This window comes from Bradyrhizobium guangzhouense (genome assembly GCF_004114955.1).
In the GTDB taxonomy this organism is placed as follows: Bacteria; Pseudomonadota; Alphaproteobacteria; order Rhizobiales; family Xanthobacteraceae; genus Bradyrhizobium; species Bradyrhizobium guangzhouense.
Map to the genome: position 1 here is coordinate 34639 of NZ_CP030054.1, position 26006 is coordinate 60644.

Genomic DNA, 26006 nt, shown 5'->3' on the forward strand with positions numbered 1-26006 from the left:
GATAGGTCCCGAGTCACAAATGAAGCCTATCGAAGGCATCCCGGGCTCTCGCCACCTCCCGGAAAAATTCTTGCTTCTTCCGGAGTGAGGCGTCCCTCACAGCGGGAAAGCCCTGCGCTTCGATGATGCTGTCTAAGCGCCCGGGTCTTGGGGCCATCACTCCGATGCGATCAGACAGAAAGACCGCTTCGGATATGTTGTGCGTGACGAAGATGATGGTCTTTTGCGCGCTCTTTTGCAGACCCATCAGTTCATCGTTCAGGCGCTCACGCGTGAATTCGTCGAGCGCGCTGAAGGGCTCGTCCATGGCCAGGATTTCGGGATCTGTGATCAACGCCCGAGCTATCGCCGCTCGTTGTTGCATGCCGCCGGATAACTCGTCTGGCGAGCGATTTTTGAAAGCGGCAATTCCCATCATCTCAAGCAGGCGATCGGCCCGCGATCTCGCCTCTTGCATCGAGCATGATTTCGTCACCTCGACGGGAAGGAGAAGATTCTGAAGAACCGTTCGCCAGGGTAGAAGCGTGGACTTCTGGAAGACCATACCGATCCGTGAATCCGGTCCGGTCACTTGCGTGCCATTTATGAAAACGCCACCTGTCGTGGGGGTGGTGAGGCCGGCGATGATGCGGAGCAAGGTTGTCTTGCCGCATCCCGACGGTCCGATGAAGCTGAAGAACTCGCCCTTCCGGATCGTGAGGGAAAGCGGCTTGAGCGCCACGGTCTGTTCCGAAGCGCCGAGCGCGAAGATCTTCGATACATCGCGAACGTCGATGCCGGTAGCCGACGGCGCGGCGTCTTCGCTGCGTGCCGTCGGCACTTCGCGCCTCTTCGACTCAGCCGCCCGCACGAGCTGCATCCGCCAAAGCAGCCTTGAAACGGACGCGGCACACGGCCGGATCCAGAGTTCGCTTAAACTTCGGCGGATCGGTGGGCTTGACCCGCATCAAGATGAAGACGGCATCTTCAGATTCCCGCAGCAACTTGCTGCCTTTCGGTAGCTCGGCTGCTGTACCGATAGTCAGGGTGCGCCTGATGCCGGACCCGACGGCGATCTTCTCAAGGTCTACGCCCAAACTCGTATGGCTGCGCTGGTAGCCGGTTTCGCCGTAGTGACCGTTGTCGACACAAACGATTCTCAAGTTGGGAGGATTGCGGACGCCGATGGTGGCCAGGGACCCGACGTTCATCAGCAACTCTCCGTCACCGCAAAAGGCGATGACGGTACGATCGGGACGAGCGAGAGCGAGACCCAACCCCATCATCGTCGCCGCCCCCATGGCCCCTCCGAGACCATAGGCGGACGGACCATCGTTCACCAGCGAAGTCACATCGCGCGCGGTGCCAGCCAAGCCCGCGATGAACAGGAACTCCTTGTGACCTCCCACTAACGCTGGAACGGCCTCACGTCGATCAAGGACGTAGCGCTCGTCGAACTCCGGATTGCCAACATTTGCTTTCATGATCATGCCCCCTAGAACGCCTTCGCGCCGATGAGTTTTTGAGTGAGGAGGACCGCAACTGCCTCGCCGCCTTGGAAGGCCATCGTGATGGCAGCCGAGACGACAGGCACGACGTCCTCAGGCCGGTCTACACGCAGACATCGAACCGACATCGCTTCCAGGACCGGCTCGACGGCCCTCCCCATCGGCATCTGCCAGGGATTACCCTCGCCGAAATCTCCGCGCATACTCAGGAGCGTCAAGAAAGGGAAGCGTCCGCCCGCTATCAGGGAGAGAAGGTTGACGCAATTACCCGCGCCGCTGCTCTGCATAAGCAGCACGCCACGGGCGCCGCCCAACTCGGCACCCGCCATCATCGCGACACCTTCTTCTTCGGTTGTAAGCGCGATCGACTCGACCTCGGCATCTGCGAGCGACTCGTTGATGAGAACGGTGTGGCCGGCATCCGGGACGTAGGCAAACTGCGTGAAGTTGTTTCGTCGGAGCAGGTCGTACAACTCATATTGCCAGCCCGCCCGGGCGGCTTCCTTCGCCTTAACGCGGCTCTCTGCGTGCACAGCTGCTGACAATGAACGATCCTCCTTGTATCTCCGACCAACCCGGCAACCGGGACGACGTCGTAGTGATTGCTACGATCAGTGAGCCGGAGACGTCAAGGCGAGATCGACAGCCGGTCGCTTCCCGCGCTGCACCAAACCACGGCCGTCGCGACAAATTTACTCGAAGTCCCCGAAGCTTACGCGCAGGACAAGCCTCCTCTTTCATTTTGATCATACTTCCATAACAGCTGCTGTCGTTGCCCATGCTGCTACCTCGATCTATTGAGCTGCTTGTTGCGAACGCTCAAACGGAGGAGATGGAATGCAGCACTTCGAGATGGTGATCGGAGGAAAAAAGCGCGCGTCAAAGAGCCAACGGCGATTGGAAACACAGAACCCTTTTACATCAGAGACCTGGGCGACTGTCCCGCAAGCCGATGCTTCCGACGTGAACGACGCAGTCGACTCCGCACACAGGTCATTCGTCGAAGGACCTTGGCCTCGGCTGACCGGAAAGCAGCGAGGGGTTATTCTTCACCGGGTTGGAGATCTCGTGCTGAAGAACATCGAGAGCCTGGCGCGATGGGAGATCCGCGACAACGGAAAGACTATTTCCGAAATGCGGACCCAAATGCAGACGATGGCGCAGTGGTATCACTACTACGCCGGCCTTGCCGACAAGGTCCACAGCTCCGTTATCCCCGTCGATCCGGAGAATTATTTCAACTACACACGATACGAGCCGATCGGCGTCGTCGCCGCGATCACTCCGTGGAATTCGCCGTTGAGACTTCTTTCCTGGAAGATTGCCCCGGCCCTCGCCGCCGGCAACACGGTGGTCGTCAAGCCATCAGAATTCACATCCACATCGACACTGTTGTTCGTGGATCTGCTCGAAGAGGCTGGAGTGCCGCCCGGCGTCGTGAATGTTCTTACCGGCTACGGCTCCGAGATCGGACCCGCGCTGGTCCAGCACCCACTAGTCGCCAAGATCTCCTTCACTGGTGGTGTCGACGCCGGTCGCAAAGTCTACGAGCTCGCCGCTCGCCACCTCAAACCGGTAGCCCTGGAACTGGGCGGGAAATCGCCTAACATCATTTTCGAGGACGCCGATCTGGATGCTGCGGCAGCCGGTGCCGTCGGAGGTATTTTCTCCTCGACCGGGCAAACATGTGTCGCGGGCTCCCGCCTACTCGTTCAAGAGACGGTGCTTGAACAGATCCTTGAAAAGCTGGTCCGGCGTGGAAGCGGCATGCGGCTGGGCGACCCGTTGGATCCAGCGACCGACATCGGCCCTGTCGCGACGGAACAGCAATTCCGCAAGATACTTTCGATGATTGACACAGCCAGCTCGGAGGGCGCGCGGCTAGTGCTTGGCGGCAAGCGATCCCACGCCCCGGAATGCGGCAAGGGATGGTTCGTCGAACCGACGATCTATGCCGATGTGAAGAACACGATGACGATTTCCCAGCAGGAAGTCTTTGGTCCCGTTCTTTCTGTTATCGCGTTCAAGGATGAAGAGGATGCGATCCGCACGGCTAATGCGACCAACTTCGGCTTAGCCGGGGGATTCTGGACCAAGGACGTAAGTCGCGCTCACCGCGTCGCAGCCCGACTCCAGGCCGGAACGGTCTGGATCAACATGTATCGGAAGACTGATCCTGCCGTTCCCTTTGGTGGTTACAAGACATCCGGCTTGGGGCGTGAAAGTGGGATCGACGCGATGAAGGATTTCCTTCAGACGAAGAGCGTGTGGCTCCGATTGCAGTAGACATCCCGCTGCTATTTCGGGCCTGCGTGCTTGCACGCCCGCAAGTTCTCACGTGATCGCCGGCGCTGCGAGACAGCCGCGCGTCCTCCATCCGCTCGCGGGCGCTTAGTCGATTGCTCCCGGGCCGTCGCTTATTGATAAATCGGAGCCAAAATGAGCATCTATAGTGGGCCCGTCTTCGAGATGGCTTCACGACAGTTCACCGTGATTGCCGATCATCTGGCAATTCCCATCGACGAACGCAGCCGCTTGCTTCTTCCCAAGCGCGCCATCTCGGTTTCTTGCCCCATCCATTGTGATGACGGGTCGATCTCCGTATTCGAGGGCTATCGAGTCCAGCATCACCTTACACTCGGGCCGACCAAGGGAGGAACGCGCTTTGCCGCTAGTGTTGATATCGGCGAAGTCGCCGCCCTCGCGATTTGGATGAGCTGGAAATGCGCACTGGTCGGACTACCCTATGGCGGCGCGAAGGGCGGTATTCGTGTCGATCCAGCGAAGATTTCCCACCGAGAGCTTGAGGCGCTCTCGCGCCGCTATATGCAGGAGATGATTCCGTTCGTGGGTCCGCACGTCGACGTCATGGCTCCCGATATGGGCACCAACGAGCAAGTGATGGCGTGGTTCATGGACACGTATTCCATGTACCAGGGGCGTACCGTAACGGAGATCGTAACCGGCAAGCCTGTTGGCGCGGGAGGCACCTTAGGGCGTCGGGAGGCGACAGGACGCGGCGTCGCCCATCTGGCCAAACGAGTTTTGAAGGATCTGTCGATCGACTGGTCGACGGCGACCGCGGTGGTTCAAGGCTTCGGCAACGTCGGCTCGTACGCGGCACTGGAGTTGAGCAGGAGCGGCGTCAAGATAGTAGGTGTCGGCGACCACACGGGCGCATTTTACGACCGTGCAGGCCTCAACGTCACACAGTTGATCCGTCATGCGGCGAGGCACGGAAGTCTGTCTGATTATCACGAAGCGCCCCGTCTCGATCCAGCCGAGCTCCTGCAGCTTCCTTGCGACGTCCTTGTGCCAGCAGCCATGGAGCGGGTGATCGATGATCGCGTGGCGCGGGATCTGCGATGTCGCGTGCTTGCTGAGGGCGCCAACGGCCCGACCACTCCGGAGGCTGATCTGGTCCTAGAGAGGCGCCGCAACGAGATATTCCTCATACCGGATATTCTCTGTAACTCGGGCGGCGTGATCGTGAGTTATTTCGAGTGGCTTCAAGACCTCCAGCAATTGTTCTGGGAAGAAGAAGAGGTTATGCGGAGGGAATATCAGATCCTCGATCGCGCATTCAACGATATGGTTACCCGCGCCGCTCGTGACAACGTCTCTCATCGAACCGCCGCCATGGCCATAGGTGTCGAACGAGTGCGGGCAGCGAAAACGACCCGAGGGCTTTTCCCATAATAAGCTCACCATTCTTCGCTAACGGCGAGCGGCACTCTGCCCATCCTCATCTCACGAAAATGCCGAGACCTTTGAAGGCCTCGGCGAGTCAGGGAGGAAACGCCTCATGCGAGGCCGAGATCTAAAGCGCACGCGGCGAACTCTTTGTAAACTCGTTTCTGCCGAAAGCCGCCCTCGCGGTGGGCGAACACTGGCTGATTATGTCCGCAGGGGGCCGGCATCTCCGCCGATTTCGGCGAATCGAGACCTAGTAGACCTCGCTATGTCCGCTATTAGTCTCTGCACCAGATCTGATACGGGACGATCGACCGGGAGGCAGACCACAAGATTGCGTTGGGCCCAGTTATCCGACAACTCGACAGCCCGCGCTCCTGCGTCCTTCACCGAAGAAGAGATGACGCTTACTGGGACGACGGCAACGCCGGCGCCCGCAGCCACCATGCGGCAAACACTTTCAAACCCTCGCAAACGTATGCGGATGACCAGCTCTCGACCGAGCCTTCGCGCATGATCGGCGAGATATGTCTGAATGGATGCCTGCTCATCTAGGCCGATGAAGTGCTCGTTCAACACCTCGGCGAACCCTATTGAGGTGTAGTCGGCGAGCCAATGCCCCGGAGGAACCAGTACGACAAGGCGGTCCACTCCGAATGGCTCCGTTCGCAGCCCTTCAAACTGCGCATTCTCGGCGGCAATTCCGAGGTCTGCTTCACCCGCTCTTACCGCCACCGCGATGAGATCCGACGTCTGCTCCTGGAGATCGACCGTCACGTCGGGATGCCGGGCGAGATAGCTCGCCAAGACATCCGGAAGGAAGCTTGCGATGGCATTCGAATTGGCCCGCATCCGTATCAGGCCCCGTTCGCGCTTTCTCCACGATCGGACCGCCCCGCTCAGCCGCTCTGCCTGCATAAGTATGCTGCGGGCGTGCCCGGCGAACTCCAGTCCCGCTGAGGTCGGTCGTGTCCCTTTGACCGTACGCTCGAACAACTGCAGGCCAGCCCGCTCCTCTAGCGATTTCATGCGTTCGGACAGCGCAGAAACAGAGAGGTTGGCATGTCTGGCTGCCGCGGCAAGCCCACCTCTGTCCACGACGAGCACAAGCAGCCGCAGATCCACCAGATCGAAATGCATGCCTTTCTCCAACTCCGAATGCTGTTGCTGGATAATACGACTGTTGGTCCACCAGCGATATCCAATAGGTTCGACCAGAACGAGAGGTCTAGATGGTTGACGGACACGACTACCAGGAATGGATCGGGCGCACAGTAACCCAGGAAGACATGGTGACAGCCAGTCCGATTGAGCGTCTGGATGCGACCCTCGAAACCGACCACCAGCTCTATTCAACGGGGGTTGCGCTGCCTCCGCTGGCCCACTGGTTGTATTTTCTACCTAACGAACGGCAATCGACATTAGGGCCTGACGGGCATCCCAAGCGCGGGGGCTTTCTTCCTCCCATCCATGACCTTCCCCGGCGGATGTGGGCGGGCAGCAGGCTCACCTTTAAGAGCCCGCTGCGCGTGGGCATGCATGTCAAGCGGACATCGACGATCGAAAGCGTGACGTCCAAACAAGGTACGACCGGCCCTCTGGTGTTCGTCACGGTAGGGCACGCCGTCCACGACGAGAACGGCCATCTACTTCTGACGGACCATCACGACATTGTCTATCGAGATGTCACAGCGCCCGCCGACAGAGCGAGATCAACTGCACCGAAAGGACCATGGCATCGCAGCATCGTGCCGGATACCGTCATGCTGTTTCGCTATTCGGCTCTCACGTTCAACGGCCATCGTATTCACTATGACCGAACGTACGTCTTTGCGGTGGAAGGTTATCCAGGCCTGATCGTCCATGGTCCGCTCATTGCTACTCTCCTGATCGATCTCGTTAGGCGCAGTCTCCCTTCCTCAGTGGTGGTGAAGGCATATTCCTTCCGCGCGGTGTCGCCGCTTTTCGACGGCAGCGAACTTCATCTGAATGGCAGTCCGCCGGACGAAACCGGAAAAATCCTGCTGTGGGCCACGAACGATCGGGACGAGCTTATCATGAAGGCGGAAGCTACAATCTAAGGTCGGAGGTGTCGTGACGCGGCCACTGGACGGGGTATTGGTCATCGCAATCGAGCAGGCAATCGCGGCTCCCTATTGCACGCGTCAGCTTGCCGACCTCGGCGCCCGAGTCATAAAGATCGAACGGCCCGATGGTGGCGACTTTGCTCGGGCCTATGATACGCGTGCGCGTGGTCTTGCCAGTCATTTCGTCTGGACCAATCGGTCGAAAGAGAGCGTCACCTTCGACCTGAAACGGCCGGGAGCGTTGGAAGCCGTGCAACGGCTCATCGCGCACGCAGACGTGTTTGTGCAAAATCTTGCTCCAGGGGCAGCTGCCCGCCTAGGGCTCGCCGATGGCGTGCTGCGCTCCACATACAAGCAGCTGATTACTTGCAACATATCTGGATACGGTCCGAATGGGCCGTGGGAGAAGCGCAAAGCATACGATCTACTGATTCAGGCGGAGGCCGGCTTTTTGTCAACGACCGGCACGCCGGACGCCGTTGCAAAGGCCGGCATCTCGATTGCTGACATCGCTGCGGGCACAATGGCTTTTCAGGGCATTTTGGCCTGCTTGCTGCGTCGAGCCAAAAGCGGACAGGGCGATCATGTCGAAGTCTCGATGCTGGAGGCCATGGTGGAATGGATGGGATATCCGCTTTACTATGCGATGGACGGAGCACAACCTCCGGCTCGGGCGGGAGCTGGCCATGCCACGATCTTCCCATATGGGCCCTACGAAACTGCTGATGGCATGGTACTTTTCGGACTTCAAAATGATCGCGAGTGGGCCGCGTTCACGACGATCGTCTTACAACGGCCCGAGTGGGCCAGCGAAGCACGCTTTAAGGGCAATGCGGGCCGGATGAAAGAGCGAGCTGAGATCGATGCCGTCATCTGTGACACGTTCCGCAAGCTGCCGTCGAACGAAGCCATCTCGCGCCTCGAGACCGCCGGGATCGGTACGGCTCGCGTGAATGACATGTCCGCCGTGTGGGATCATCCGCAACTGCGCAGCCGCAAGCGCTGGGCTTATATCGAAACCCCGGCGGGCCCGATGCCATCTTTGCGACCAATTAGCGGTGAGTCCTGGCAGCCGCGTATGGACCCGGTGCCGTCCCTCGGACAACATACCGAGGCCGTCTTGAAGGAATTCGGTCTGACCGAGTTCCGCGAGAGCTGATATCTTCCTGGGACCCGAGCCCGAAGTCATCGACTCGATCGGACGCGATCTCGCACTGCACGAATTCGCCCAAGGCTGCCCGCCTTTGATGCGTGCTCGATTGCACATTAGGTTCGACGGGCCGTCGCCTATCACGCTCACCGTCGATCGGACGAGGCGCGCCGTCGAAGGATGTCTTCCAAGGAGTGGATGCTAAGGCGCGCGTCCCGAAAGGACGCGTCCTTCAATACCACCGAGTGAAGCTCGGTGTTCAACCGGATACCCTCTGCGCGCAGGTCTGCCAAGGCCGAAAGCATGCGCTCGATACACTCCGAACGATCCTCGCCCCTAGCGATCACCTTGGCTATCAAGGAGTCGTAGTGTGAAGGGACTTCCGAACCTGCCACGATATGGGTATCGACCCGAATTCCCGGTCCGCCCGGAGCCAGCCAGCTCTCAACACGACCAGGAGAAGGAATGCCGTCGAAAGGATGTTCCGCATTGATCCGGCACTCAATAGCATGGCCTCTGCAGGTGACCTCGGATTGACGAAGTCCGAGCGGCTCGCCCAATGCCACCCGAATCTGCTCGCGCACGATATCGATGCCGCTGGTTTCCTCGGTTATTGGATGTTCGACCTGTATGCGCGTATTCATCTCGATGAAAGCGAATATCCCGTCCTGGTAGAGAAATTCGAAGGTGCCTACGCCGCGATAGCCGATCGCCCGGCAAGCGGCTACACAGCGCTCCCCAAGTTCGGCGATATTGGCCTCAGGCACGCCTGGCGGCGGCGCCTCTTCAATTAATTTCTGGTGGCGGCGCTGCATCGAGCAGTCGCGGGCGCCGAGCCATACTCCCTCGCCTCCCCCATCGCAGATGACCTGGATCTCGACGTGCCTCGGGTGCTCCAAAAATTTCTCCAGGTAGATCGTCGGATTGGCAAATGCCCGCCTCGCCTCCTCCCGCGTGGCTCCGATCGCTTGGTGGAGACTTGCGCTGTCTCGTACGATCCGCATGCCGCGACCGCCGCCGCCGCCCGCCGCCTTAATGATAAGAGGGTACCCAACCTCGGTCGCACACGCTTGGCAGAGCTGCGGATCATCGGGAAGCGCGCCATGACTTCCCGCAACGCAAGGCACGCCGAGCTCGCGCATTTTCGCCTTCGCGGCGATCTTATCCCCCATTAGCCGGACAACATCGGAGGTCGGACCAATGAAGATGAGCCCAGCGCCTTCGACCGCTTCCGCGAAGTCTCCGTTCTCCGACAAGAACCCGTATCCGGGGTGAATTGCGTCGGCACCAACGGCGGCTGCTGCGAGCATCACCGCCCCAATATCCAGATAGCTCGTATCTGCCGCCGCGCCGCCGATGCAGACCGCTCGATCGGCAAGAGCAAGGTAAGCCGCCCCTCGATCTGCCTCGGAGCAGACAGCGATTGTTCGCAGCCCCAGCGTCCGACACGCGCGAATGATCCGGAGCGCTATCTCGCCTCGATTAGCGATCAATATGGACCGCACCGACATTACGCCGCAAGCTCCGTTAGCGGAACGATACGTCCTCCGCCGTCTTCGACCACCGTCCTTACGGCTCTCGCGATTTCCACAGCGCCCGGAGTATCGCTATGGACCAGGACACATTTTGCGTCGACCTTGATCCGCTTTCCCGACACGGACGTGATAGTCCCGTCATCGAGGAACTGGCTCATTCTCCTCGCAACCTCGGTCAGATCGGTGATAAGTGCGCCCGGATGTCGCCGATTAACCAAGCGAGCCTCGTCGTCGTATGCCCGGTCAGCAAAGATCTTGCCTACCACCCGCAATCCGAGCGACTTCGCGAATGTGCCTGCGTGACTCTTGACCGAAGCCGCGATGATCAGATCCCTGTCGAACGCCGCGAACACTTCGAGAATCTTCTCGATATATTCCTTGTTTTCCTGTGCCATCTGGCCCAGGGCGCCATGGGTCCCCGCGTGGGTAACCTTGTAGCCATTGACCTTCGCGATAGCAGAAAGCGCACCCAGTTGATAAAGCGCATGCTTCTGCATGTCACGCGGATCGATCTTCATCGGGATACGCCCGAAACCGAGTATGTCCGGCAGCCCGACATGTGCGCCGAGAGCTACGCCGTTCTCTTTCGCTGCCTCGACCATGCGCGTCATGATGACCGCATCGCCCGCGTGAAAGCCGCAAGCGACGTTCGCTGATGAGACCAGCTTCATCAGCGCCTCGTCGTCTCCCATCCTCCAACGGCCAAGGCCTTCGCCAAGATCAGAATTGAGATCAATCTCCATGGGTGCTCCTTTCGGCAGGACCTTCGTTTCAGCCCGATGCCATTATGCGGTATAGCGTCGTTCCGTATTCGACGTCGCTCTCACTGCGGCAGACCTGCTCGATCACACGACCGGCGACGGGCGCGATCACCGGCCTGAAGATTGGTCCGATAGCGATCACCCCGAGCAAGTCACCTTCTTGAACGTGATCTCCTACGGTCGTCGCCTCTCCCAACGGGTGTCTATTCGAGAACCTACCCACAGCAGGAGCCCGAACGAACGTGGCTGCGTCGGTCCGCTCGACGCCAGCCAGCTCTAGCGCTCTCGTCCCCACCATTTTGCGGTTGTGCCGGCCCAGAGAGAGGCGGATCGAACTCTCTCCGCGTTGCGCCTCCAACTCTTTCACGCCTGCCCGTTTCATTTGGGCGATCAACTCCGCTAATTCCCAAGACTCGATGCTCATGGGAGCTTCGCTCGCGGGGAACACCTACAAAACTTTGCCAACCGTCGGATCTCCTCGATGTAGCTGCGCGTCACCCTCTCGACATCGCGAGCTTCGGCGAAGCTGCACCGAACGAAGTGAAGACACTGGCCTGGCCTTGCTTGCCCAATCCGCCAAAGATCGGGCTCGATGACGACACCAATCTTCGGGTAACCGCCCGCAGAGTTACCGTCCGCCAGTTGTATCACCGGATCACCGGAAGGCGGCACCTGAATGACGCCAGGTACGATCGGGTGCGACCTCATTTCCACGTCATGCGTCCGGCACAGTGTCGCGCCCGTAAGATGATAGCCCATCCGGCTGCTTTTCGTGGAAATCGTCCAAGGTGTGGTCCAAAAGGCGGTTTTGGAGGATTCGTCGAACAGGTCGTACTCCGATGCCGTAATGACGCGGAGGATGACTCCCCCCGGGCTGCTGCCCGCCCACGTCGCCGACGGCAGCTCAGACAAGGCTGGACTGGCGCCATATCCTCCTAAATCCCGCAGAGTGACCGGAGCGGCGTGCCCTACCTCCAATTGGTCTCCGGCCTTAAGCGAGCGCCCTTCAAAGCCGCCGAAGCCATCGCGCAGCTGCGTACTGCGAGATCCGAGTATTACGGGAACTTCGACGCCACCGGCGATCGCCAAATACGTCCGCAAACCGTCCACCGGCTCGGACACCACAAGCTTTTGGCCGCCGCGAGCCGGCGTCACCCACCAAGGAAGTACCGCCACGCCATCGAGCTTTGCACGAGCTGTCGCGCCTGTAAGCACAAAAAGAGTGTCAGAATGAAACTTCACCGCGAACGGATACAATTGCAGTTCGATGGCGGCCGCGTTCTCCTCGTTTCCCAAAAGCGCATTGGCCGCCGCCAAGGCCACGTGATCCATCGCCCCGGATCGTCCAATCCCAAATCCTCGAAAGCCGACACGGCCGTCATCCTGCACGGAGTTGAGCGGCGGAGTCTGAACAACCTCAATCATCTCTCTATGCGCTCCACGCGGAAGCGAATTCGATCACCGACATCGAGAAGATTTGGCGGATTGCGACTTAGATCAAACGGCACCGGCGCCTCCGGTACGTGCCCGATGACGTACCAGCCGGTCGGAAACGTCGGTGGCCCACCGGCGCCGCGAGGATTTCCAAGATTTGATTGCCCGCCCCCGATCGTCACATTTCCCCCAAACGGACGCACCACGGGCACCTTTCTTCGAGGTGTGAAGAGACGTGGGTCTAAACCGAAGAGATAGCCGAATCCCGGCGTCGTGGAGGGCGCGAACACGACATATTCCGGAGTGGAATGCAGCTTTACGACGGTCTCCGGATCGATACCGTGATGAGCAGCCAGTTCACCAAGGTCCATGCCGCGATCGCCTCCATAAACGACACCAACCTCAAGAAGCTTCCCTTGTGGACCGCCCGGTTCAACTTTCCTCCAGCTCTCCAGAAGTCTCGATGCAAGTGCTTCCGGATCGGCCTTCGAAGAGTCGAACAGGACGAGAAGATTATTCATACCGACTTGAGTATCGACAACCACGTCCCATTGACCGACCTGCTTGCTAAGAGTCCAGATACGCTCCTGTGTGGGTAGACACATCGGCCCCTCCGCATCGAACAAGAGCGCCGCACTTCCGCACAAGCTCACCTGCGGGTTTGCAAACTCTATCGGCCTGGAAGGCTTCATGTCGCTTCGCCATCGCTACTGGTATTGCTATTGCACTTCACCTTGAACAATGGCCGTTCGGCCTGCACTTCCACTCCGTTTTCCACCAATATTTGCTCGATTACACCGGCTGTCGGAGCGAGCAGTGGAGTGAAGAGCTTCATCGCTTCGATGATGCCGACCTGCTGACCTGTGGAGATCCGGCTTCCAACTACTACGAAAGGTTCGGCACCCGGCGCGGGCGCGCGATGGAAAATGCCCTGCATTGAAGCGCAGACGAACGACGTCGTTTCGTCGACGGCTTCGTTCGACACGGTCGCATCAACTGGCGGATCGGAAGGCGCCGCCCCATGCATTTCCTGCCTACCCTGTGCGGCCGCAAACATCGTGATCTTTACGCGCAAGTCTCCGTCGGATGCTTCCAGCTCCTCGACCCCTGATCCATGCATCAAGCCAATGAGCTTTGAGATCATCTTGAAGTCTTCGCTTTTCATGGCTCCTTTTCGTCTCCAAGACTCATCTTCTTGCGTCGCAAACGTCGAAGCCATTCAGCCATCGATCCTCGATGGAGCTGCGTGCCAGCCATATGCTGGGCAACACTAAAAACAGTTCGCCAAAACAACGCCAATAACAAAAGTACCTACTTTCATGCATATGATGCATATAGCCCCGGCTGACGGCAGCTTCTTTTTTCCGCCGTCAAGCACCTCCTGTCGGAAGAGACCGGACGCCTTCTACACAGCAGCCGTTGCTATCGCCGGCCTGGCCCTCCCTCGGCCTCAGCAAACGCCTCCAAGCCAACCAACCTCTGCACAGCGATCAGTACAAAGACGGTTGCTCCGATCAACATCGTCGAAATTGCCGATATAATCGGACTTGCGTCCTCCTGTATCGCGGCAAAAATCTTGACTGGCAGAGTTGTGGCGTCGGGTCCGATTAGGAAGAGCGTCACGGTCGACTCGTCGAACGAAATGATAAAACTGAAGATGAGTGCCGTGACAATGCCCGGCCGCATCAGTGGAAGAATAACCTTGAAGAACATCACGACGGGCGTCGCGCCCAGATTCATCGCCGCCTCCTCGACATCCTTCTCAAGGCTCCGCATGTTGTTCAGGATCGGTCGATAAGCGAAGGGTAACGCTAGGATTGTATGGGCCAGCACAATGCCGCTATACGTTCCATTCCAGCCGAGCGATCCGATCACGGTCAGCATCACGACACCCATTGCGGCGTGCGGCAATACCAGCGGCACCAAAATCATGAACTCGAATGATGCGCGGCCCCAAAAATGGCGGCGCGCGGTCACCAATGCGGTTGTCAGCGCTAGGGCAGTGCTCGCCACCGCGACAACAAAAGCAATGACGACGCTGTCGGCCGCCGTTAAAATCCACTCGTCGCTACTGAAGAATTGACTGTACCACTTCAGTGAAGGCTGGCTGAGCGGAACTTCGATGAATCCCGACTCGAAGAATGAGGACAGCACCACGACCACAATCGGTGCGAGCAAAAAGGCGAGCACTAGGACGGCGACTATGCGGCAAGCGACTTTCATCCTACCTCCCTAAGAGGCCGCACTTTTCTTCGCACGAGCCTCGAGTAGCTGCAGAGGCAGCACGACCGCCAGGGCAGCGACGCAAAGAATCATCGCTAGCGCCGCGGCCTTCGGAAAATTGAAGAGTTGAAAGACATCTTGATAAATTTGCGCACCAAGCATCTTGTCACGCATGCTGCCGAGCAACAGAGGAGTGACCACCGATCCCATTGACATCAGAAACACGATGATGCTGCCCGTCACGATCCCAGGAAAGCTCAACGGCAACAGTACCCTGCGGAACGTTTCAAACGGTCCCGCGCCGAGACTGGCTGCCGCCTCCTCCAGTGATTTGTCCAGCCGGATCAGAACTGTCACTATCGCAAGGATCATGAAGGGTGAGAATACATGAACCAGCCCGATCACGATGGCGGTCGGACTGAACAGGATTTCTAATGGACCCGCGATCAGGCCTGATGACATCAACGCCTGGCTAATGACCCCTTTCTTGCCCAGGATCACTATCCAGCCGTACGTTCGCACGACGACGCTTACCAACCAGGGCATCATCAGAATGATGAGAAAGATGTCGCGCCTTCCCGGATATCGCGCGATCCAGTAGGCAGTGGGATAGCTTATCAGGAGCGAAATCGAGGTCGTGAGACCGGCCAACCAAATCGTTCGATAAAGAGTCTCAATGTAATCTTTACGCGCCAAGACTGCCTGGTATTGCGCGAAGCTCAATTCGTTGTTCGACGTGAACGAGCCGACCACGAGTGAGATGACACCGATCGCCAGAAGCATCAACGGTACGCTAGTTGGAACGAGAAGAAGAAATTGGGAGTCGACTTTTACCGGCCGCGCCTTGAACAACATTCCGCTGCCGCTGTGCCGCCGGGTCGTCCTCTCAGTTCCGACATCCGTCATTGACCCGCCGCTTTCCAATTTATTGCTTACTTGACCTGAGAGTAGATTTGTTCGACCAAATTGACCCGCTTCTCCTGGTTCGCGGCAAGCACCGAACAGTCTGGCTGGTAAAGTTTCGAACGCAACGATTGCGGCGAACCAACCTCCTTGAGCTGTTCCTGGCTAAGCGCGGCAGTTTGATTGAGCGGTAGGAAGCCAGACGCATCAAGCATGGCCAATTCTGGTGCTGGCCTTAAAGCATAGTTTATCCAGGCTTTCACGGCGTCCAGATTCTTCGCGCCTTTCGGCACGATCAAGAAATATGACAGCAGCAATCCTCCTTCGGAGGGTATTGTGATATCGACGTTCTTTACACCGGAAGCCCGCATGGTCCAGACGCGGCTCGAATAGTAGGCTCCCGCCGTGACCTCTCCGCGCGACAGCAGGGCATTCATCTGAGCAGTGGAGTTCGTGACAGTCAGAGCATTACGCGCGATCGACGTAAGCAGAGGAATGCCGGGCTGAATGTTGTTTTCGTCGCCCCCTCCGACTTTCGCAAAGAGAACCAAATCATTGGGAGCAGCATAGATCGGCCGGGCGATAGCGACTTTATCCTTGAATTTCGGGTCGGCCAATGCCCGCCAGGACTCGAAGTCTGACGCTTTTGCCTGATCGCTGTTGAATGCGGCCCCGTAATACTGAAAGTAGATGCCGAAAGCGTAAACTTCGCCGTTCTGGTCTATCAGATAGGACGACTTCTCGAAATTAGCCAGTTCGGGGAAGTCTTCCTTCTTAAAGCTTTCCAGCAATCCATCCTTTTGGAGATTTGCGGCGTTGTAGCAGGTGCCCAGTGCGACGTTGAACTGAGGTTTTCTCGCTTGGGCTCTTAACGTCGGCTCCGGATCCGACCAGTCGCGGATCTTGACCACGATACCGGACGACGCGGAGAACGGCTTGCCGACTTTCTCTCGCCACATCTCGCTGTTGCCTCCTCCCCAGGTGCCCATGACAACTTCTCCGTCGGCGGCGCACGCAACCGTCGTCGAAAGGCTGAACAAGCTCAGGGCCATCAATAGACCGGCAGCGTGCTTCACTTCCGCACCTCCTTGTTCGCGAAAACGATGGCGTCCTCCAAATCCCATGCCAACTTGACCTGAGTTCCCGGAAGCAGGCCTTGCTGCTGCACATGCCGGGCCGTCGTATCCACCACCACGACCTTGTCGTCGACCACAACGCTTTGACGGACGGTCGCGCCCATATAGATGTTCGCCACGATCTGGCCGACCATAAGACAACTGTTACCCCACACTTCGCGTCCCACACGTACGTTCTCGGGACGAATCGATATCGCGACTTCTGCGCCGATTTTCATCTCTGGAGTTGCCACTATCAGAGCGTCGGCCGAGACCTCGCTCAGGTGCAGACTCGCACCGTTTTTCTCGAGAGACTGCACGTGGCCGACGAAGATGTTGATATCCCCGAGGAAGCCTCCGACGAATGCATTCTTCGGGTTCTCGTAGACCTCACGCGCGCTGCCCAATTGTTCGAGCTTTCCATGATTGAAAACGGCTATCCGATCCGACAGGATCATCGCCTCTTCCTGATCATGAGTCACGAATACGAATGTTGTGCCGACTTGGTGCTGGATACGCTTCAATTCGATCTGCATCTGGCGGCGCAGCTTGAAGTCCAGTGCACCGAAGGGCTCATCCAGCAGGAGAACGGACGGGCCAGTGACCAGCGCGCGCGCCAGGGCCACGCGTTGACGTTGACCGCCCGATATCTGTTGTATCCGACGTCGTCCGAGCTCGCTCAGATCCACCAACGCGAGCGCCTCGCGTACTCTTGCTACGATTTCGTCGCGTTTGACCTTTTTCACCGCCAGCCCGAAGGCGATGTTCTCCTCGACAGTAAGGTGCGGAAATAGCGCCAAACCTTGGAAGACCAAGCCGACGGGACGCCGATAAGGCGCAACGCCCGTCATCACATGGCCGCCGATCTTGATTGATCCCGCGTCCGGCTGCTCGAACCCCGCGATCATGCGCAAGGTCGTTGATTTACCGCAGCCTGACGGTCCCAAAAATGTCAAAAATTCGCCCTGCTTGACCGTCAATGACAAGTTGTCGACGATCGAGTTATCTCCAAATCGTTTCGACACTTCGATGATTTCGAGCGCGGCCACTCTATCCGCGTCGGAATCGATCGAGCATGCTGGCGGTTCGACGATCCTGACGGCGCGGTTAGGCATTGCTCAACTCGAATACCGGTGCTTCTTGTGGCCGCCGCTCCTTGAACAGGCGGCCTACCCCCGTTGAGGTGACATCGATCTTCATCCTTCGGAGTGCCGCCCAAAGAGAGGCTTGGTTCGAGGTGACAACCGGCAGGTTCAATTCCCTTTCCAATCGGTCGATTTGATCCATCACCAGCAAATTGGTGCAACTGACAAACACGGCGTCACACCTTGAAATGACCTCACGGCTTGAGAGCACCTTGGAGGCAACGTCCGCCGACGAGATGGTCAGGATCTGTCGTCCATCTGCGCAAAAGAAGGAATCGACGGCCTCCACGCCGAAGCCATAGTGCTGCAGAAAGAGGGCCTCTTCCTTGTTGATTAGATCCGGATAGGGAGTGAGCATGAATACTCTGGTCGCCCGAACGGCCTTCAAGGCTTCGATGACGGCTGTTGAAGTGGTGACAGCGGGAATTCCGGTCAACATCGTGATGCGGTCGGCTAGCTTGGCTTCGTTGCCTAGCCCCTCTAGGAAGCTGGCACTCGTACATCCGTAAACTATCACCTCCGGATTCGCCTGTGCGAGATCCGAGGCCGCTCGATCCAACGAGTTGGCCATAGCGAGCTGCGCTTCCTTCGCTATAGCGGTGCCGGGTTTGGTGAGCCTGTTGTGATTGAGCTTGACATTGGGAGGAACGTAGGACGGTAGCTCGGTTTCCATAGCCACATTTATCGGCGGCGCGAGGATACCTATCCGTCGAATGGCGGCCATTACTTCCTCCCTTGTCGATCGCTTTGAGGCTAGCCATTTGGTAGTATTATTTCAAGCTACCAAATACCTCGACTTTCGTGGAGGCGGTTTTGCAAGACCAGCTCAGCGGCCAGCTCGATGAGTTGATCTTGGCGGTTCGCCCGTTTGGCCGCGATACAGAACGCTGGTTAGAGAGCTCATGCGGCCCTGGAGCAATGATGACATCATGTCGCAGATCTCCATTTCGCATCACGGACCCGATGAACCGCAAAACGATATGAGCTGCTCGAATGTGGTCCGACATCGCTCCACACGTATTGTCAGGGCAGCGAGCTGCATCAACTCAGTCGACTGCATGCCCGGGCTATGCGGACACAGGCCTCCTTTAAGGTTTCGTCCGCAGTAGCATATGAGATTCTGAAGTGGGGCGATAAGCCATAGGCCGCTCCGTGCACCACCGCCACCCCTTCGGCATCGAGGAGATACTTGCAAAAGTCCTTGTCATCGGCAAGGACGGTTCCGTCCGGGGTCCGCTTTCCGATCAGGTCGCGGCAGGAGGGGAAGACGTAAAAGGCGCCGGACGGCTTGTCGCAAGCCAACCCGGGCACGGACGCGAGTCCTTCCAGAACCAGATTGCGCCGTCGTTGATATTTCTCTGCTCGCTCTCGAAGCCCCTCTTGCGGCCCGTTCAAAGCCTCGACGGCCGCAGCTTGGCTGATGGACGATGGATTGGCCGTGGCCTGAGATTGCAATTTCGCCATTTGGGATATCAACTTCGCCGGACCCGCGGCATAACCGATGCGCCAACCCGTCATACAATAGGCCTTCGAGACGCCATTGACGACCAGGGTTCGCTCCGCGACGGACTGATCGATCGCCGCCGGCGTACAATATTCGAGCCCGTCATAGACAAGATGCTCGTATATGTCGTCGCTAAGGAGCCAGACGTGCGGATTTCTTCGCAATACATCGATGATTGGCTCCAGCTCCCTGCGCGTGTATACGGCCCCCGTGGGATTAGAAGGCGAGTTCAAGAGGAGCCACCGAGTCCTCGACGTGATCGCACGTTCCAAATCGATCGGATCGAGCTTGAAGTTCCTCGCCGCCGGGCAAGCGACGATTTTGGGTACCCCACCGAAGAACGACACCATTTCCGGGTACGACACCCAGTACGGAGCCGGGATGATGACCTCGTCTCCGTGATCCAACGTCGCCGCCAACGCATTGAATAAGATTTGTTTGGCGCCGTTGGCGACCGAAATTTGACTGACCTTGTAGGAGAGGCCGTTCTCACGCGCGAATTTCTTCGCAATTGTCTCTTTCAGGACTGCCGTACCATCCGTGTTGGTATACTTCGTCTCGCCCCTCTTCATGGCGGCGAGCGCAGCCTGCACGACATTATCGGGTGTGTCGAAGTCGGGTTCACCCTGGGTCAGATTGAGAATTGTTCGCCCCTGAGCCTGCAATTCCCGCACTCGCTGGGCCGCAGCACCACTCTGCGACGGTTGAATTCGATTCACGCGTGCGGCAAACTCGGAGCGGTTGGACGCAGACGCGGCGTCGAAGACTGTCATTGGTAGTTCCTCTCGTCGTTGTCATCTGCCGGATGTGCAGCAGGCCATTCGCGAGCCGATTTCGATTTCAAACCTATCGGCGCAGGAGCGGCCCCCTCATCGATATCGTCCGGATGCACAGGTAATCGCGTCCGTAAAACGGTCCGCACACGCTGGATCAGATTTGCCGGTCTCTCGATCTCGTATGTGCAGAACACCGTTCGCAATCTCGAAATACGATCCATGCAACGTGAGCTGCTTGCGACCTACGCGATCGCACACCACGGAAAACTCATTAGATTGAGCAAGGACTGATCGATCGCAGCCAGCTCCAAGTCGGTGTGATCGTCGTCCAGGCCGCCGCAACACGGCCAGCTCTGTGCGCCACCGGGACCAGACGTTGCATCCATGGAGTCGTGAAGCTTTCTGGTGAGGCCGATACCTTGCCTTTGGCATAAGCGGGGACGCCCCACACCGGGCGTGACCGAGCACAACCAGAGCAGCCCCGGCGGCGTGGAATTCTCCCTCGACACCGAAGGGCGGTACGCGCTGCAACGTTTCTGATGACGAAGATTTCCTCGGGTCTCGCATTGAATATCAATTCGGGTGAAACGCGGCTGTCGCAACATCCGATCACCAGGGCTTCCGGTGACTGCCCCGCGCGCGGCCAATGAATCGAACCTTTGTCGTTCCTGAGGAAAGCGGTCCAACATGAAAGCGGCGTAGCCCTGCATCAATTGTGCGGGAAAGCTCGACACGTCACTGGACATTCCGGATCCTACCACCGATGAGCAATTGCTGTCGGCCTGGCCACAGCGGACAGGATTGACCGATCGCTTATGGGGCCAAATTATCAATCACGCCTCGCCACGACGCCAATTACTAAAGCGCCTGCAACCATGCATGACGAGAATAATCTCGAAATTCGCTGTCGCGGTTGCACTTCAAACCCAAACGCGGCGTCAACTTGGCACGGCTGACGCCATTCCGGTCGGCGCCTAGCTGCCGACGGTATTTCCGAGCGCCTTGATGTTAATCGGCTCTTACAATGCGCTCCGCAAATCAGCTCATCCCGTGCTTGCCTTTGTAGGGCGAGGGTTCAGGCGACTTCCAACCATTCAGCGCGCCCTTCGCGGGACGAAGGATTTCCACCTTCAGGGGATAGCACTTGGGGGTCTGCCCTGGGACCCGCGGCCCACAGTCGCCGCCGGGACAGGCGGATAGCGCACCAAGGAGATTGATCTCCGCGAAGAATTCGATGAAGTCGCCTGGACGAACCGGGCTTGCCTTTTTGATATACTCGTGACTTTCGACATCGAAGCCTGTGCACATAAAGACGTTCATGACGTCGTGCACGTAGCCCTCGGCTTCCTTCGCCGAAATCTTTCTGAAGGCAGATAGGGCTCGAACGAGATTGGAATGGCAACAGTGATCGTAATCTTCACCGGTTATCATTCTTCTCGTGTAAGGGTCGCAGCGTGTTCCGATCACATCGTGAATTCCACAACCATCGGAATCCCACCCATACCATCCCAGACTGTCGTAAGTGATAGTCGCCATCGGCCTCAGGTATGGCATGCTGCTCCACAGGCGATCACCAGTAGAAATGTGCGTCGCATGAATCGCCCGCGTCTTACCGCTGTAGAAGTGTTCAGAAAGATTGTCGCTATTCCAAAGATTAAAATCACCAACCTGCGATCCCTCCACGCTCACGATCCGAAAGAGGTGCCCGGCAGGCACTTCGAACGCGCCGCCATCCCGAGCAGGGATCGTCAACTCCGACACTTTCTCAGCACCGGACCCAACGTTCTGGTAGAATTCCATATCGAGCGCCGGAATTTGTCCGACGGCGTAGACCGTTTCTTTGCGCGCCGACCGGCGAGTCTGAGCATTCTCCGGCTCGGGCATCGAAATGGATCTGGAAGTCATTTGAGTGTCTCCTAAGAGGAATTCGACTGCTGAGACTAAGATCGTCAGGCGTCCAGGACCGACTTTAGAAACGCCTGGGTTCTCGCGCTTTTCGGTTGAGAAAAGAACTGGTACGGCTCTCCTTCCTCGACAATTCGGCCGTGATCGAAGAAGCAAACCCTGTCGGCGATCTCTCGCGCGAAGGACATCTGATGCGTTACCATGATAACCGTCAGTTCCTTTTGGTGAGTCAGCTCCCGAATGACCGCTAGCACCTCGCCAACGAGTTCAGGATCGAGCGCCGAGGTCACCTCGTCGAATAGGAGTATTTTCGGTCTCATCGCCATTGCTCTCGCGATCGCAACCCTTTGTTGCTGACCGCCTGACATCCTCGCAGGGTAGTAGTCGCACCGATCTTCCAGTCCCACCCTTCGAAGCAGCTCCTTTCCGAGGCTCACGGCTTTCTCCTTCGGCATCTTGAGGACGCGAATCGGTCCCTCGGTCACGTTTTCAAGCGCCGTAAGGTGAGGAAAAAGATTAAAGCTCTGAAAGACCATGCCGACATCGCTCCGAATCGTACGTGTTTGCCGGGCCGATGCTTGGCGTGCTGCGCCGGTCGAATCGCACGACCACAACTCACGGCCGCAGATAGAGACACTGCCTCTGTCGATTCCCTCCAATGTCATGAGAACCCTGAGGAGAGTTGATTTTCCCGATCCACTCGGACCGATGACCACAAGCTTTTCACCCTGTCCGACTTCGAGATTTAGGTCATTTAGGACCGTGGACGCCCCAAAACGTTTTGTAACGTTCCTTAGCTGTACTGAGAACGGTCCGGCCGACATTACCGCCATCCCTTCTGGGACAGTCGCTCGAGCCTGTTGATGAGAAACGCGCCGGCAATGCTGAGGACGAGAAACATTATCCCAACCATCGTTATGGGTTCAAAGTACTGAAACCGCCTGGCTCCTTCCGCCTGAGCAACGGCCATGAGTTCCCAAACGGATATGGATGCGAGCAGCGGCGTGTCCTTCAGCATGTAGACGAAGTAACTTCCGGCATTTGGAATGATGAATGGGATCATCTGTGGAACAATGATCCGCCGATATGTGTCGAACGTTGAGAGATTTATGGATGTTGATGCCTCCCATTGCCCGGCCGGAACACCGATCATTGCGGCACGGTAGACCTCGGCCATATACGCACTGTAGTGCAAGCCGAGAGCAATGACGCCGGTCACCAGCGGGCTGATCACGACGCCTGCCGAAGGCCCCACGAAGTACAGAAAATAGATCAGGACCAGGAGCGGCACCCCTCTTGCGAATTCGACGTAGCCGCGAACTAAGATTTTGGTCAGACGGTGCTTAGCGCTGTACAGCGCAAAGAGAAGGAGGCCGCCAAGCAGGGAGGCGATAAAACCGAGGACGGCGGCGAGCAATGTGGTTTGCGCCGCGACCACGAGTTGCGGAAGCAACTCCCAGGCATATTGGAAATCGACCTTCATGCCGACCAGCCCCTGGTTGCGCCGTGCGTTGGCTTACCCTGCCATAACCCGAGACGTCGCTCTGCGTACGCGATTGCCGCTCCTATCAATTGCGCCGCAGCCACATAGAAGATCATGACAACGAGATAGATCGGCACGGTCTGAAAGGTTCTGATATTGAGAGAGTAGGCTTCAAAAGTCAGTTCCGGAACGGTCGCCAAGGCGGCAACCGAGGTGGCTTTCAATACCAGGATGCTGAGGTTACCGAGAGGTGGTATCATCGACAGCATTGCTTGAGGAAGAATGATCCGGCGCATCATCATTGATGGCACCATATTGATCGCCAAGGCGGCGTCATACTGGCCCCGCGGGATAGCGCCGATCGCCGTCCTGACGACCTCAGCTCCATAAGCCCCGAAGCACATGCCTATGGCGAGTGTGGCCGCCCAAAAGGCGGAAATCGCAACCCCGAAGAACGGCAAAACAAAGTAGAGCCAGAACAGGACGACCACCAGAGATATGCCCCTGAAGATCTCGACATAGAGCAAACTGATGGTTCGGATCCACCAGCTCTTGGATGTCCTGGCGATACCGAAAACGAGCGCGCAAGCGAACATCAATACTGTCGAGAGCGCGTAAAGGGCCATCGTCGTTACCGCACCAGAAAGGAGCAGCCATCTACCCTCGTAGAGCGCCGACATCTGTCACCGTCCGCTTCGGGCACGAGTCCTACTGCTTACAAAGAGTATCGAGCTTGACGTCGGCCGCCGGCACTTCGTTCTGCGTCATGCCGTACTTTTTCAGGATCTCAACATATTCCGAAGAATGCACGATCTTGAGCATCTCGGCATTAAATGCGTCCCGAAGCTCCGAATCCTCCTTACGGAAGGCAAATGCGCCGTAGTCTTGCTTCGGCTTGCCATCTATGAGCAGGCCCGTGTATGGTTCGGCGACTTCCAGGGTCGGATCGTTCTTTGCGTTCCAGCGTGCAGTTACCGATATAAGCAATGCCCCGTCGATCCTGCCCGCTTTCAGGCTCGCGACATTGGAGGGGATGTCCGGAAAACGCGTGATTTGGCTATCCTTCACGCCGGCCTTGACTGCATTCTGTGTCGGCTGGCCACTTATGTTGCCACCAACCTTGATGTCCTCGTGTTTGACGATGTCGTCAAGACTATGGATTTGCTTGGGATTGCCTTTGCGAACGAGAAGACCTTCCTGAACGGTGAAGTTGGGCTCGGTGAAGAGAACCTGAAGGCAGCGCGCGGGAAGGATATAGAGTCCGGTCGCGATAAAATCGAAACGTTTGGCTTGAAGTCCCGGGATGAGCGATCCGAACGCAACCACCGTTCCTTCGATCCGCTCTACTCCAAGGCGGTTGAATGCGAGCTTTGCGAGATCGTAGTCTGACCCGGCCAATGATCCATCGGCCTGCTTGAACGCGAAGGGCGGCTCGTTGCTGAAGCCGAGGGTAAGGCCGCTCTTCTTTGCGTCGTCCAGCCTGGCACCGGCAAAACTCGATGACGAGAAAGTCAGGAAAGCGAGTGCTAGAAAAATATGCAAAGTTCGTAGCATGTGTTTCCTCATCTGTCTCGAATGCGTCGCCATTGACACACCGGCATCTCTTTTGGCTTCTGCTCAGTTTGGATTGAGCCAGACTCGCATCCTACATATCTGAAGGGTTATTCGGAACCGCAGCAATTCAATTAGCGTAATGGATGCATTACTTGCTGTAATATCGAGGACGCGCGACTTGCCGGATCCTCCCGATTCCTCAGGAAAACGTGGTCAAGTTGGCTGTGCGTACCGCCGCGACCCGCGCGTCTACAGCACTGCACGGAAGAAGTGCAATTTATCGAATTGTTTGCCCTTGCACGAATTCGAACCGCCCCATCAAATTCTCCAGAGTGCTCCTCACGATTTCGGAAAACCGGACCGCCTGCGCCGTCTTCTTCGAATGGCGCGGATAGACGAAAGCATAGTTGAGCCTTGCCGACGTCTTGCAAGGGCGAACCACGACATCTCGCTCTGCTAGCAGCGCTGCGCTGAATGGATCCGATATCGACACACCCATTCCGGCTCCCACCATTTGGCACGCGATGAACGCCGACGACACTTCAACCCAAATGTTCGCGGCAAGGCCAGCTTGTACGTACATTCCATCAACGATCTGCCGCAACAACGTCGTCCGGTCCAGCGCAATAAAACGGTCCTCGATCAGATCACTGGGGAGAATCGTCTTATTCGCCGCAAGTGGATGATCGGGATGAAGCACCGCAACGGGAACCAATTCGGCGAAGGAATGCGACGTCAACATTTCAAATTGAGTCGGGAGCATTACTATCCCAACGTCGAACCTAAGTCCCGAAGCCCAACGTTCGACTTCGCGTCTTTCCCTGACTTCCAAAGAAATCGAAACACTCGGAAACTCCTTCGAAAATTGGGCCAGTGCCGGCACGAGTAGACTTCGGGCGAGTTGTGGCATTGCCACGATCCGAAGGCGACCGCCTCGATTGGCGCGGATTTCTTTGCCGATGCGGGTAAGATCGTCGATATCCAGCAGGATACGCTCGCATTCCCGCGAGAAGGCTTCTCCTTGAGGAGTCGGAACCAGGCGCCCACCAAGCCGGTTGAAGAGCTTGAATCCCAGCTCCGCTTCAAGGGCAGACAGCGAACGGCTTACCGCTGGTTGGGTCAAATGAAGTCGAGTTGCGGCCCCGGTGACCGAACCGGTCACGATTACACTATGCAGCGCGCGCAACTTTTGAAGGTTCAAAGCCAACTCCCCCTTAAGATTGCTGCTCCTTGCAGGCGCGCGAAACACGC

General features: G+C 57.6%; 27 protein-coding genes. 4 read left to right on the forward strand and 23 right to left on the reverse strand.

Annotated elements, in window-relative coordinates; translation table 11 throughout:
* Positions 1 to 13 precede the first annotated feature (13 nt).
* The 3 genes from XH91_RS34200 to XH91_RS34210 are packed head-to-tail and all read right to left on the reverse strand — an operon-like array spanning position 14 to position 2032.
* Positions 14 to 820, reverse strand: coding sequence for an ABC transporter ATP-binding protein (locus XH91_RS34200; protein WP_164933835.1), 807 nt, complete (start codon positions 818 to 820; stop codon positions 14 to 16).
* 16 nt (positions 821 to 836) lie between these two features.
* Positions 837 to 1469 (reverse strand): thiamine pyrophosphate-dependent enzyme, encoded by a 633-nt coding sequence (locus XH91_RS34205; protein WP_206733166.1) that lies wholly within the window; start codon positions 1467 to 1469, stop codon positions 837 to 839.
* A 5-nt stretch (positions 1470 to 1474) separates the two neighbouring features.
* Positions 1475 to 2032, reverse strand: a complete 558-nt coding sequence (locus XH91_RS34210) for a phosphonopyruvate decarboxylase (RefSeq protein ID WP_232995587.1) — start codon at positions 2030 to 2032, stop codon at positions 1475 to 1477.
* 292 nt (positions 2033 to 2324) lie between these two features.
* Here XH91_RS34210 and XH91_RS34215 point away from each other — a divergent pair, with 292 nt between their 5' ends.
* Both XH91_RS34215 and XH91_RS34220 read left to right on the forward strand, forming a co-directional pair.
* Complete coding sequence (locus XH91_RS34215) at positions 2325 to 3773, forward strand: aldehyde dehydrogenase (RefSeq protein ID WP_128929662.1); 1449 nt, start codon at positions 2325 to 2327, stop codon at positions 3771 to 3773.
* Positions 3774 to 3926: 153 nt separating this feature from the next.
* Positions 3927 to 5186: a Glu/Leu/Phe/Val family dehydrogenase gene (locus tag XH91_RS34220; protein WP_128929663.1), complete on the forward strand. Its 1260-nt coding sequence runs from the start codon at positions 3927 to 3929 to the stop codon at positions 5184 to 5186.
* Positions 5187 to 5384: 198 nt separating this feature from the next.
* On the opposite strand, the gene XH91_RS34225 is transcribed toward XH91_RS34220, so the two are convergent.
* Positions 5385 to 6320: a LysR substrate-binding domain-containing protein gene (locus XH91_RS34225; RefSeq protein WP_128929664.1), complete on the reverse strand. Its 936-nt coding sequence runs from the start codon at positions 6318 to 6320 to the stop codon at positions 5385 to 5387.
* 92 nt (positions 6321 to 6412) lie between these two features.
* Here XH91_RS34225 and XH91_RS34230 point away from each other — a divergent pair, with 92 nt between their 5' ends.
* On the forward strand, positions 6413 to 7261 hold the full coding sequence (locus XH91_RS34230; protein WP_128929665.1) for an HTD2 family dehydratase: 849 nt from the start codon (positions 6413 to 6415) through the stop codon (positions 7259 to 7261).
* A 37-nt stretch (positions 7262 to 7298) separates the two neighbouring features.
* On the forward strand, positions 7299 to 8426 hold the full coding sequence (locus XH91_RS34235) for a CaiB/BaiF CoA transferase family protein (protein WP_249798493.1): 1128 nt from the start codon (positions 7299 to 7301) through the stop codon (positions 8424 to 8426).
* 137 nt (positions 8427 to 8563) lie between these two features.
* Here XH91_RS34235 and XH91_RS34240 read toward each other — a convergent pair whose 3' ends face one another.
* From XH91_RS34240 to XH91_RS34330, 19 genes are all read right to left on the reverse strand, one after another.
* A complete protein-coding gene (locus XH91_RS34240; protein WP_128929667.1) occupies positions 8564 to 9928 on the reverse strand; it encodes an acetyl-CoA carboxylase biotin carboxylase subunit in 1365 nt (454 codons plus the stop codon).
* Positions 9928 to 10695, reverse strand: coding sequence for a LamB/YcsF family protein (locus XH91_RS34245; RefSeq protein WP_128929668.1), 768 nt, complete (start codon positions 10693 to 10695; stop codon positions 9928 to 9930). The genes XH91_RS34240 and XH91_RS34245 overlap by 1 nt, the downstream gene beginning before the upstream one ends.
* A 28-nt stretch (positions 10696 to 10723) precedes the next feature.
* The gene (locus XH91_RS34250) at positions 10724 to 11137 is read right to left on the reverse strand and encodes an acetyl-CoA carboxylase biotin carboxyl carrier protein (protein WP_128929669.1); all 414 of its coding nucleotides are present in this window, start codon (positions 11135 to 11137) and stop codon (positions 10724 to 10726) included.
* Entirely contained in the window at positions 11134 to 12138 is a 1005-nt protein-coding gene (locus XH91_RS34255) for a 5-oxoprolinase subunit C family protein (protein WP_128929670.1), read from the reverse strand. The genes XH91_RS34250 and XH91_RS34255 overlap by 4 nt, the downstream gene beginning before the upstream one ends.
* Positions 12135 to 12839 carry a 5-oxoprolinase subunit B family protein gene (locus XH91_RS34260; RefSeq protein WP_128929671.1) on the reverse strand — a complete coding sequence of 235 codons (705 nt, stop codon included), beginning with the start codon at positions 12837 to 12839 and terminating at the stop codon, positions 12135 to 12137. The genes XH91_RS34255 and XH91_RS34260 overlap by 4 nt, the downstream gene beginning before the upstream one ends.
* Positions 12836 to 13312, reverse strand: a complete 477-nt coding sequence (locus tag XH91_RS34265; RefSeq protein ID WP_164933834.1) for an acetyl-CoA carboxylase biotin carboxyl carrier protein — start codon at positions 13310 to 13312, stop codon at positions 12836 to 12838. Before XH91_RS34265 ends, XH91_RS34260 begins: the two co-directional genes overlap by 4 nt.
* 257 nt (positions 13313 to 13569) lie before the next feature.
* On the reverse strand, positions 13570 to 14370 hold the full coding sequence (locus XH91_RS34270; RefSeq protein WP_128929673.1) for an ABC transporter permease: 801 nt from the start codon (positions 14368 to 14370) through the stop codon (positions 13570 to 13572).
* Between the two features lie 9 nt (positions 14371 to 14379).
* The gene (locus XH91_RS34275) at positions 14380 to 15276 is read right to left on the reverse strand and encodes an ABC transporter permease (protein ID WP_206733165.1); all 897 of its coding nucleotides are present in this window, start codon (positions 15274 to 15276) and stop codon (positions 14380 to 14382) included.
* A 26-nt stretch (positions 15277 to 15302) separates the two neighbouring features.
* A complete protein-coding gene (locus XH91_RS34280; protein ID WP_164933833.1) occupies positions 15303 to 16349 on the reverse strand; it encodes an extracellular solute-binding protein in 1047 nt (348 codons plus the stop codon).
* Positions 16346 to 17503, reverse strand: coding sequence for an ABC transporter ATP-binding protein (locus tag XH91_RS34285; RefSeq protein WP_128929675.1), 1158 nt, complete (start codon positions 17501 to 17503; stop codon positions 16346 to 16348). Before XH91_RS34285 ends, XH91_RS34280 begins: the two co-directional genes overlap by 4 nt.
* Complete coding sequence (locus XH91_RS34290) at positions 17496 to 18257, reverse strand: maleate cis-trans isomerase family protein (protein WP_128929676.1); 762 nt, start codon at positions 18255 to 18257, stop codon at positions 17496 to 17498. The genes XH91_RS34285 and XH91_RS34290 overlap by 8 nt, the downstream gene beginning before the upstream one ends.
* Before the next feature lie 317 nt (positions 18258 to 18574).
* Positions 18575 to 19810: a pyridoxal phosphate-dependent aminotransferase gene (locus tag XH91_RS34295; protein WP_128929677.1), complete on the reverse strand. Its 1236-nt coding sequence runs from the start codon at positions 19808 to 19810 to the stop codon at positions 18575 to 18577.
* 245 nt (positions 19811 to 20055) lie between these two features.
* A complete protein-coding gene (locus XH91_RS34300; protein ID WP_283814997.1) occupies positions 20056 to 20559 on the reverse strand; it encodes a hypothetical protein in 504 nt (167 codons plus the stop codon).
* A 292-nt stretch (positions 20560 to 20851) separates the two neighbouring features.
* On the reverse strand, positions 20852 to 21718 hold the full coding sequence (locus XH91_RS34305) for an urea carboxylase-associated family protein (RefSeq protein WP_128929678.1): 867 nt from the start codon (positions 21716 to 21718) through the stop codon (positions 20852 to 20854).
* A 44-nt stretch (positions 21719 to 21762) separates the two neighbouring features.
* Positions 21763 to 22542 carry an ectoine/hydroxyectoine ABC transporter ATP-binding protein EhuA gene (gene ehuA / locus XH91_RS34310; protein ID WP_188637407.1) on the reverse strand — a complete coding sequence of 260 codons (780 nt, stop codon included), beginning with the start codon at positions 22540 to 22542 and terminating at the stop codon, positions 21763 to 21765.
* Positions 22542 to 23201 carry an ectoine/hydroxyectoine ABC transporter permease subunit EhuD gene (gene ehuD, locus XH91_RS34315; protein ID WP_128955088.1) on the reverse strand — a complete coding sequence of 220 codons (660 nt, stop codon included), beginning with the start codon at positions 23199 to 23201 and terminating at the stop codon, positions 22542 to 22544. Before ehuD ends, ehuA begins: the two co-directional genes overlap by 1 nt.
* Positions 23198 to 23881 carry an amino acid ABC transporter permease gene (locus tag XH91_RS34320; protein WP_128929681.1) on the reverse strand — a complete coding sequence of 228 codons (684 nt, stop codon included), beginning with the start codon at positions 23879 to 23881 and terminating at the stop codon, positions 23198 to 23200. The genes ehuD and XH91_RS34320 overlap by 4 nt, the downstream gene beginning before the upstream one ends.
* A gap of 28 nt (positions 23882 to 23909) precedes the next feature.
* The gene (gene ehuB, locus XH91_RS34325) at positions 23910 to 24755 is read right to left on the reverse strand and encodes an ectoine/hydroxyectoine ABC transporter substrate-binding protein EhuB (protein ID WP_164933832.1); all 846 of its coding nucleotides are present in this window, start codon (positions 24753 to 24755) and stop codon (positions 23910 to 23912) included.
* A 277-nt stretch (positions 24756 to 25032) separates the two neighbouring features.
* On the reverse strand, positions 25033 to 25956 hold the full coding sequence (locus XH91_RS34330; protein WP_128929683.1) for a LysR family transcriptional regulator: 924 nt from the start codon (positions 25954 to 25956) through the stop codon (positions 25033 to 25035).
* Positions 25957 to 26006: the final 50 nt, after the last annotated feature.

Excerpts from the sequence above, each read along its gene's own strand:
- XH91_RS34205 (WP_206733166.1), bottom strand. The coding sequence starts at position 1,469 with ATGATCATGAAAGCAAATGTTGGCAATCCGGAGTTCGACGAGCGCTAC.
- XH91_RS34215 (WP_128929662.1), top strand. The coding sequence starts at position 2,325 with ATGCAGCACTTCGAGATGGTGATCGGAGGAAAAAAGCGCGCGTCAAAG.
- XH91_RS34220 (WP_128929663.1), top strand. The coding sequence starts at position 3,927 with ATGAGCATCTATAGTGGGCCCGTCTTCGAGATGGCTTCACGACAGTTC.
- XH91_RS34225 (WP_128929664.1), bottom strand. The coding sequence starts at position 6,320 with ATGCATTTCGATCTGGTGGATCTGCGGCTGCTTGTGCTCGTCGTGGAC.
- XH91_RS34230 (WP_128929665.1), top strand. The coding sequence starts at position 6,413 with ATGGTTGACGGACACGACTACCAGGAATGGATCGGGCGCACAGTAACC.
- XH91_RS34240 (WP_128929667.1), bottom strand. The coding sequence starts at position 9,928 with ATGTCGGTGCGGTCCATATTGATCGCTAATCGAGGCGAGATAGCGCTC.
- XH91_RS34245 (WP_128929668.1), bottom strand. The coding sequence starts at position 10,695 with ATGGAGATTGATCTCAATTCTGATCTTGGCGAAGGCCTTGGCCGTTGG.
- XH91_RS34250 (WP_128929669.1), bottom strand. The coding sequence starts at position 11,137 with ATGAGCATCGAGTCTTGGGAATTAGCGGAGTTGATCGCCCAAATGAAA.
- XH91_RS34255 (WP_128929670.1), bottom strand. The coding sequence starts at position 12,138 with ATGATTGAGGTTGTTCAGACTCCGCCGCTCAACTCCGTGCAGGATGAC.
- XH91_RS34260 (WP_128929671.1), bottom strand. The coding sequence starts at position 12,839 with ATGAAGCCTTCCAGGCCGATAGAGTTTGCAAACCCGCAGGTGAGCTTG.
- XH91_RS34265 (WP_164933834.1), bottom strand. The coding sequence starts at position 13,312 with ATGAAAAGCGAAGACTTCAAGATGATCTCAAAGCTCATTGGCTTGATG.
- XH91_RS34270 (WP_128929673.1), bottom strand. The coding sequence starts at position 14,370 with ATGAAAGTCGCTTGCCGCATAGTCGCCGTCCTAGTGCTCGCCTTTTTG.
- XH91_RS34275 (WP_206733165.1), bottom strand. The coding sequence starts at position 15,276 with ATGACGGATGTCGGAACTGAGAGGACGACCCGGCGGCACAGCGGCAGC.
- XH91_RS34285 (WP_128929675.1), bottom strand. The coding sequence starts at position 17,503 with ATGCCTAACCGCGCCGTCAGGATCGTCGAACCGCCAGCATGCTCGATC.
- XH91_RS34290 (WP_128929676.1), bottom strand. The coding sequence starts at position 18,257 with ATGGCCGCCATTCGACGGATAGGTATCCTCGCGCCGCCGATAAATGTG.
- XH91_RS34295 (WP_128929677.1), bottom strand. The coding sequence starts at position 19,810 with ATGACAGTCTTCGACGCCGCGTCTGCGTCCAACCGCTCCGAGTTTGCC.
- XH91_RS34300 (WP_283814997.1), bottom strand. The coding sequence starts at position 20,559 with ATGTCCAGTGACGTGTCGAGCTTTCCCGCACAATTGATGCAGGGCTAC.
- XH91_RS34305 (WP_128929678.1), bottom strand. The coding sequence starts at position 21,718 with ATGACTTCCAGATCCATTTCGATGCCCGAGCCGGAGAATGCTCAGACT.
- ehuA (WP_188637407.1), bottom strand. The coding sequence starts at position 22,542 with ATGTCGGCCGGACCGTTCTCAGTACAGCTAAGGAACGTTACAAAACGT.
- ehuD (WP_128955088.1), bottom strand. The coding sequence starts at position 23,201 with ATGAAGGTCGATTTCCAATATGCCTGGGAGTTGCTTCCGCAACTCGTG.
- XH91_RS34320 (WP_128929681.1), bottom strand. The coding sequence starts at position 23,881 with ATGTCGGCGCTCTACGAGGGTAGATGGCTGCTCCTTTCTGGTGCGGTA.
- ehuB (WP_164933832.1), bottom strand. The coding sequence starts at position 24,755 with ATGCTACGAACTTTGCATATTTTTCTAGCACTCGCTTTCCTGACTTTC.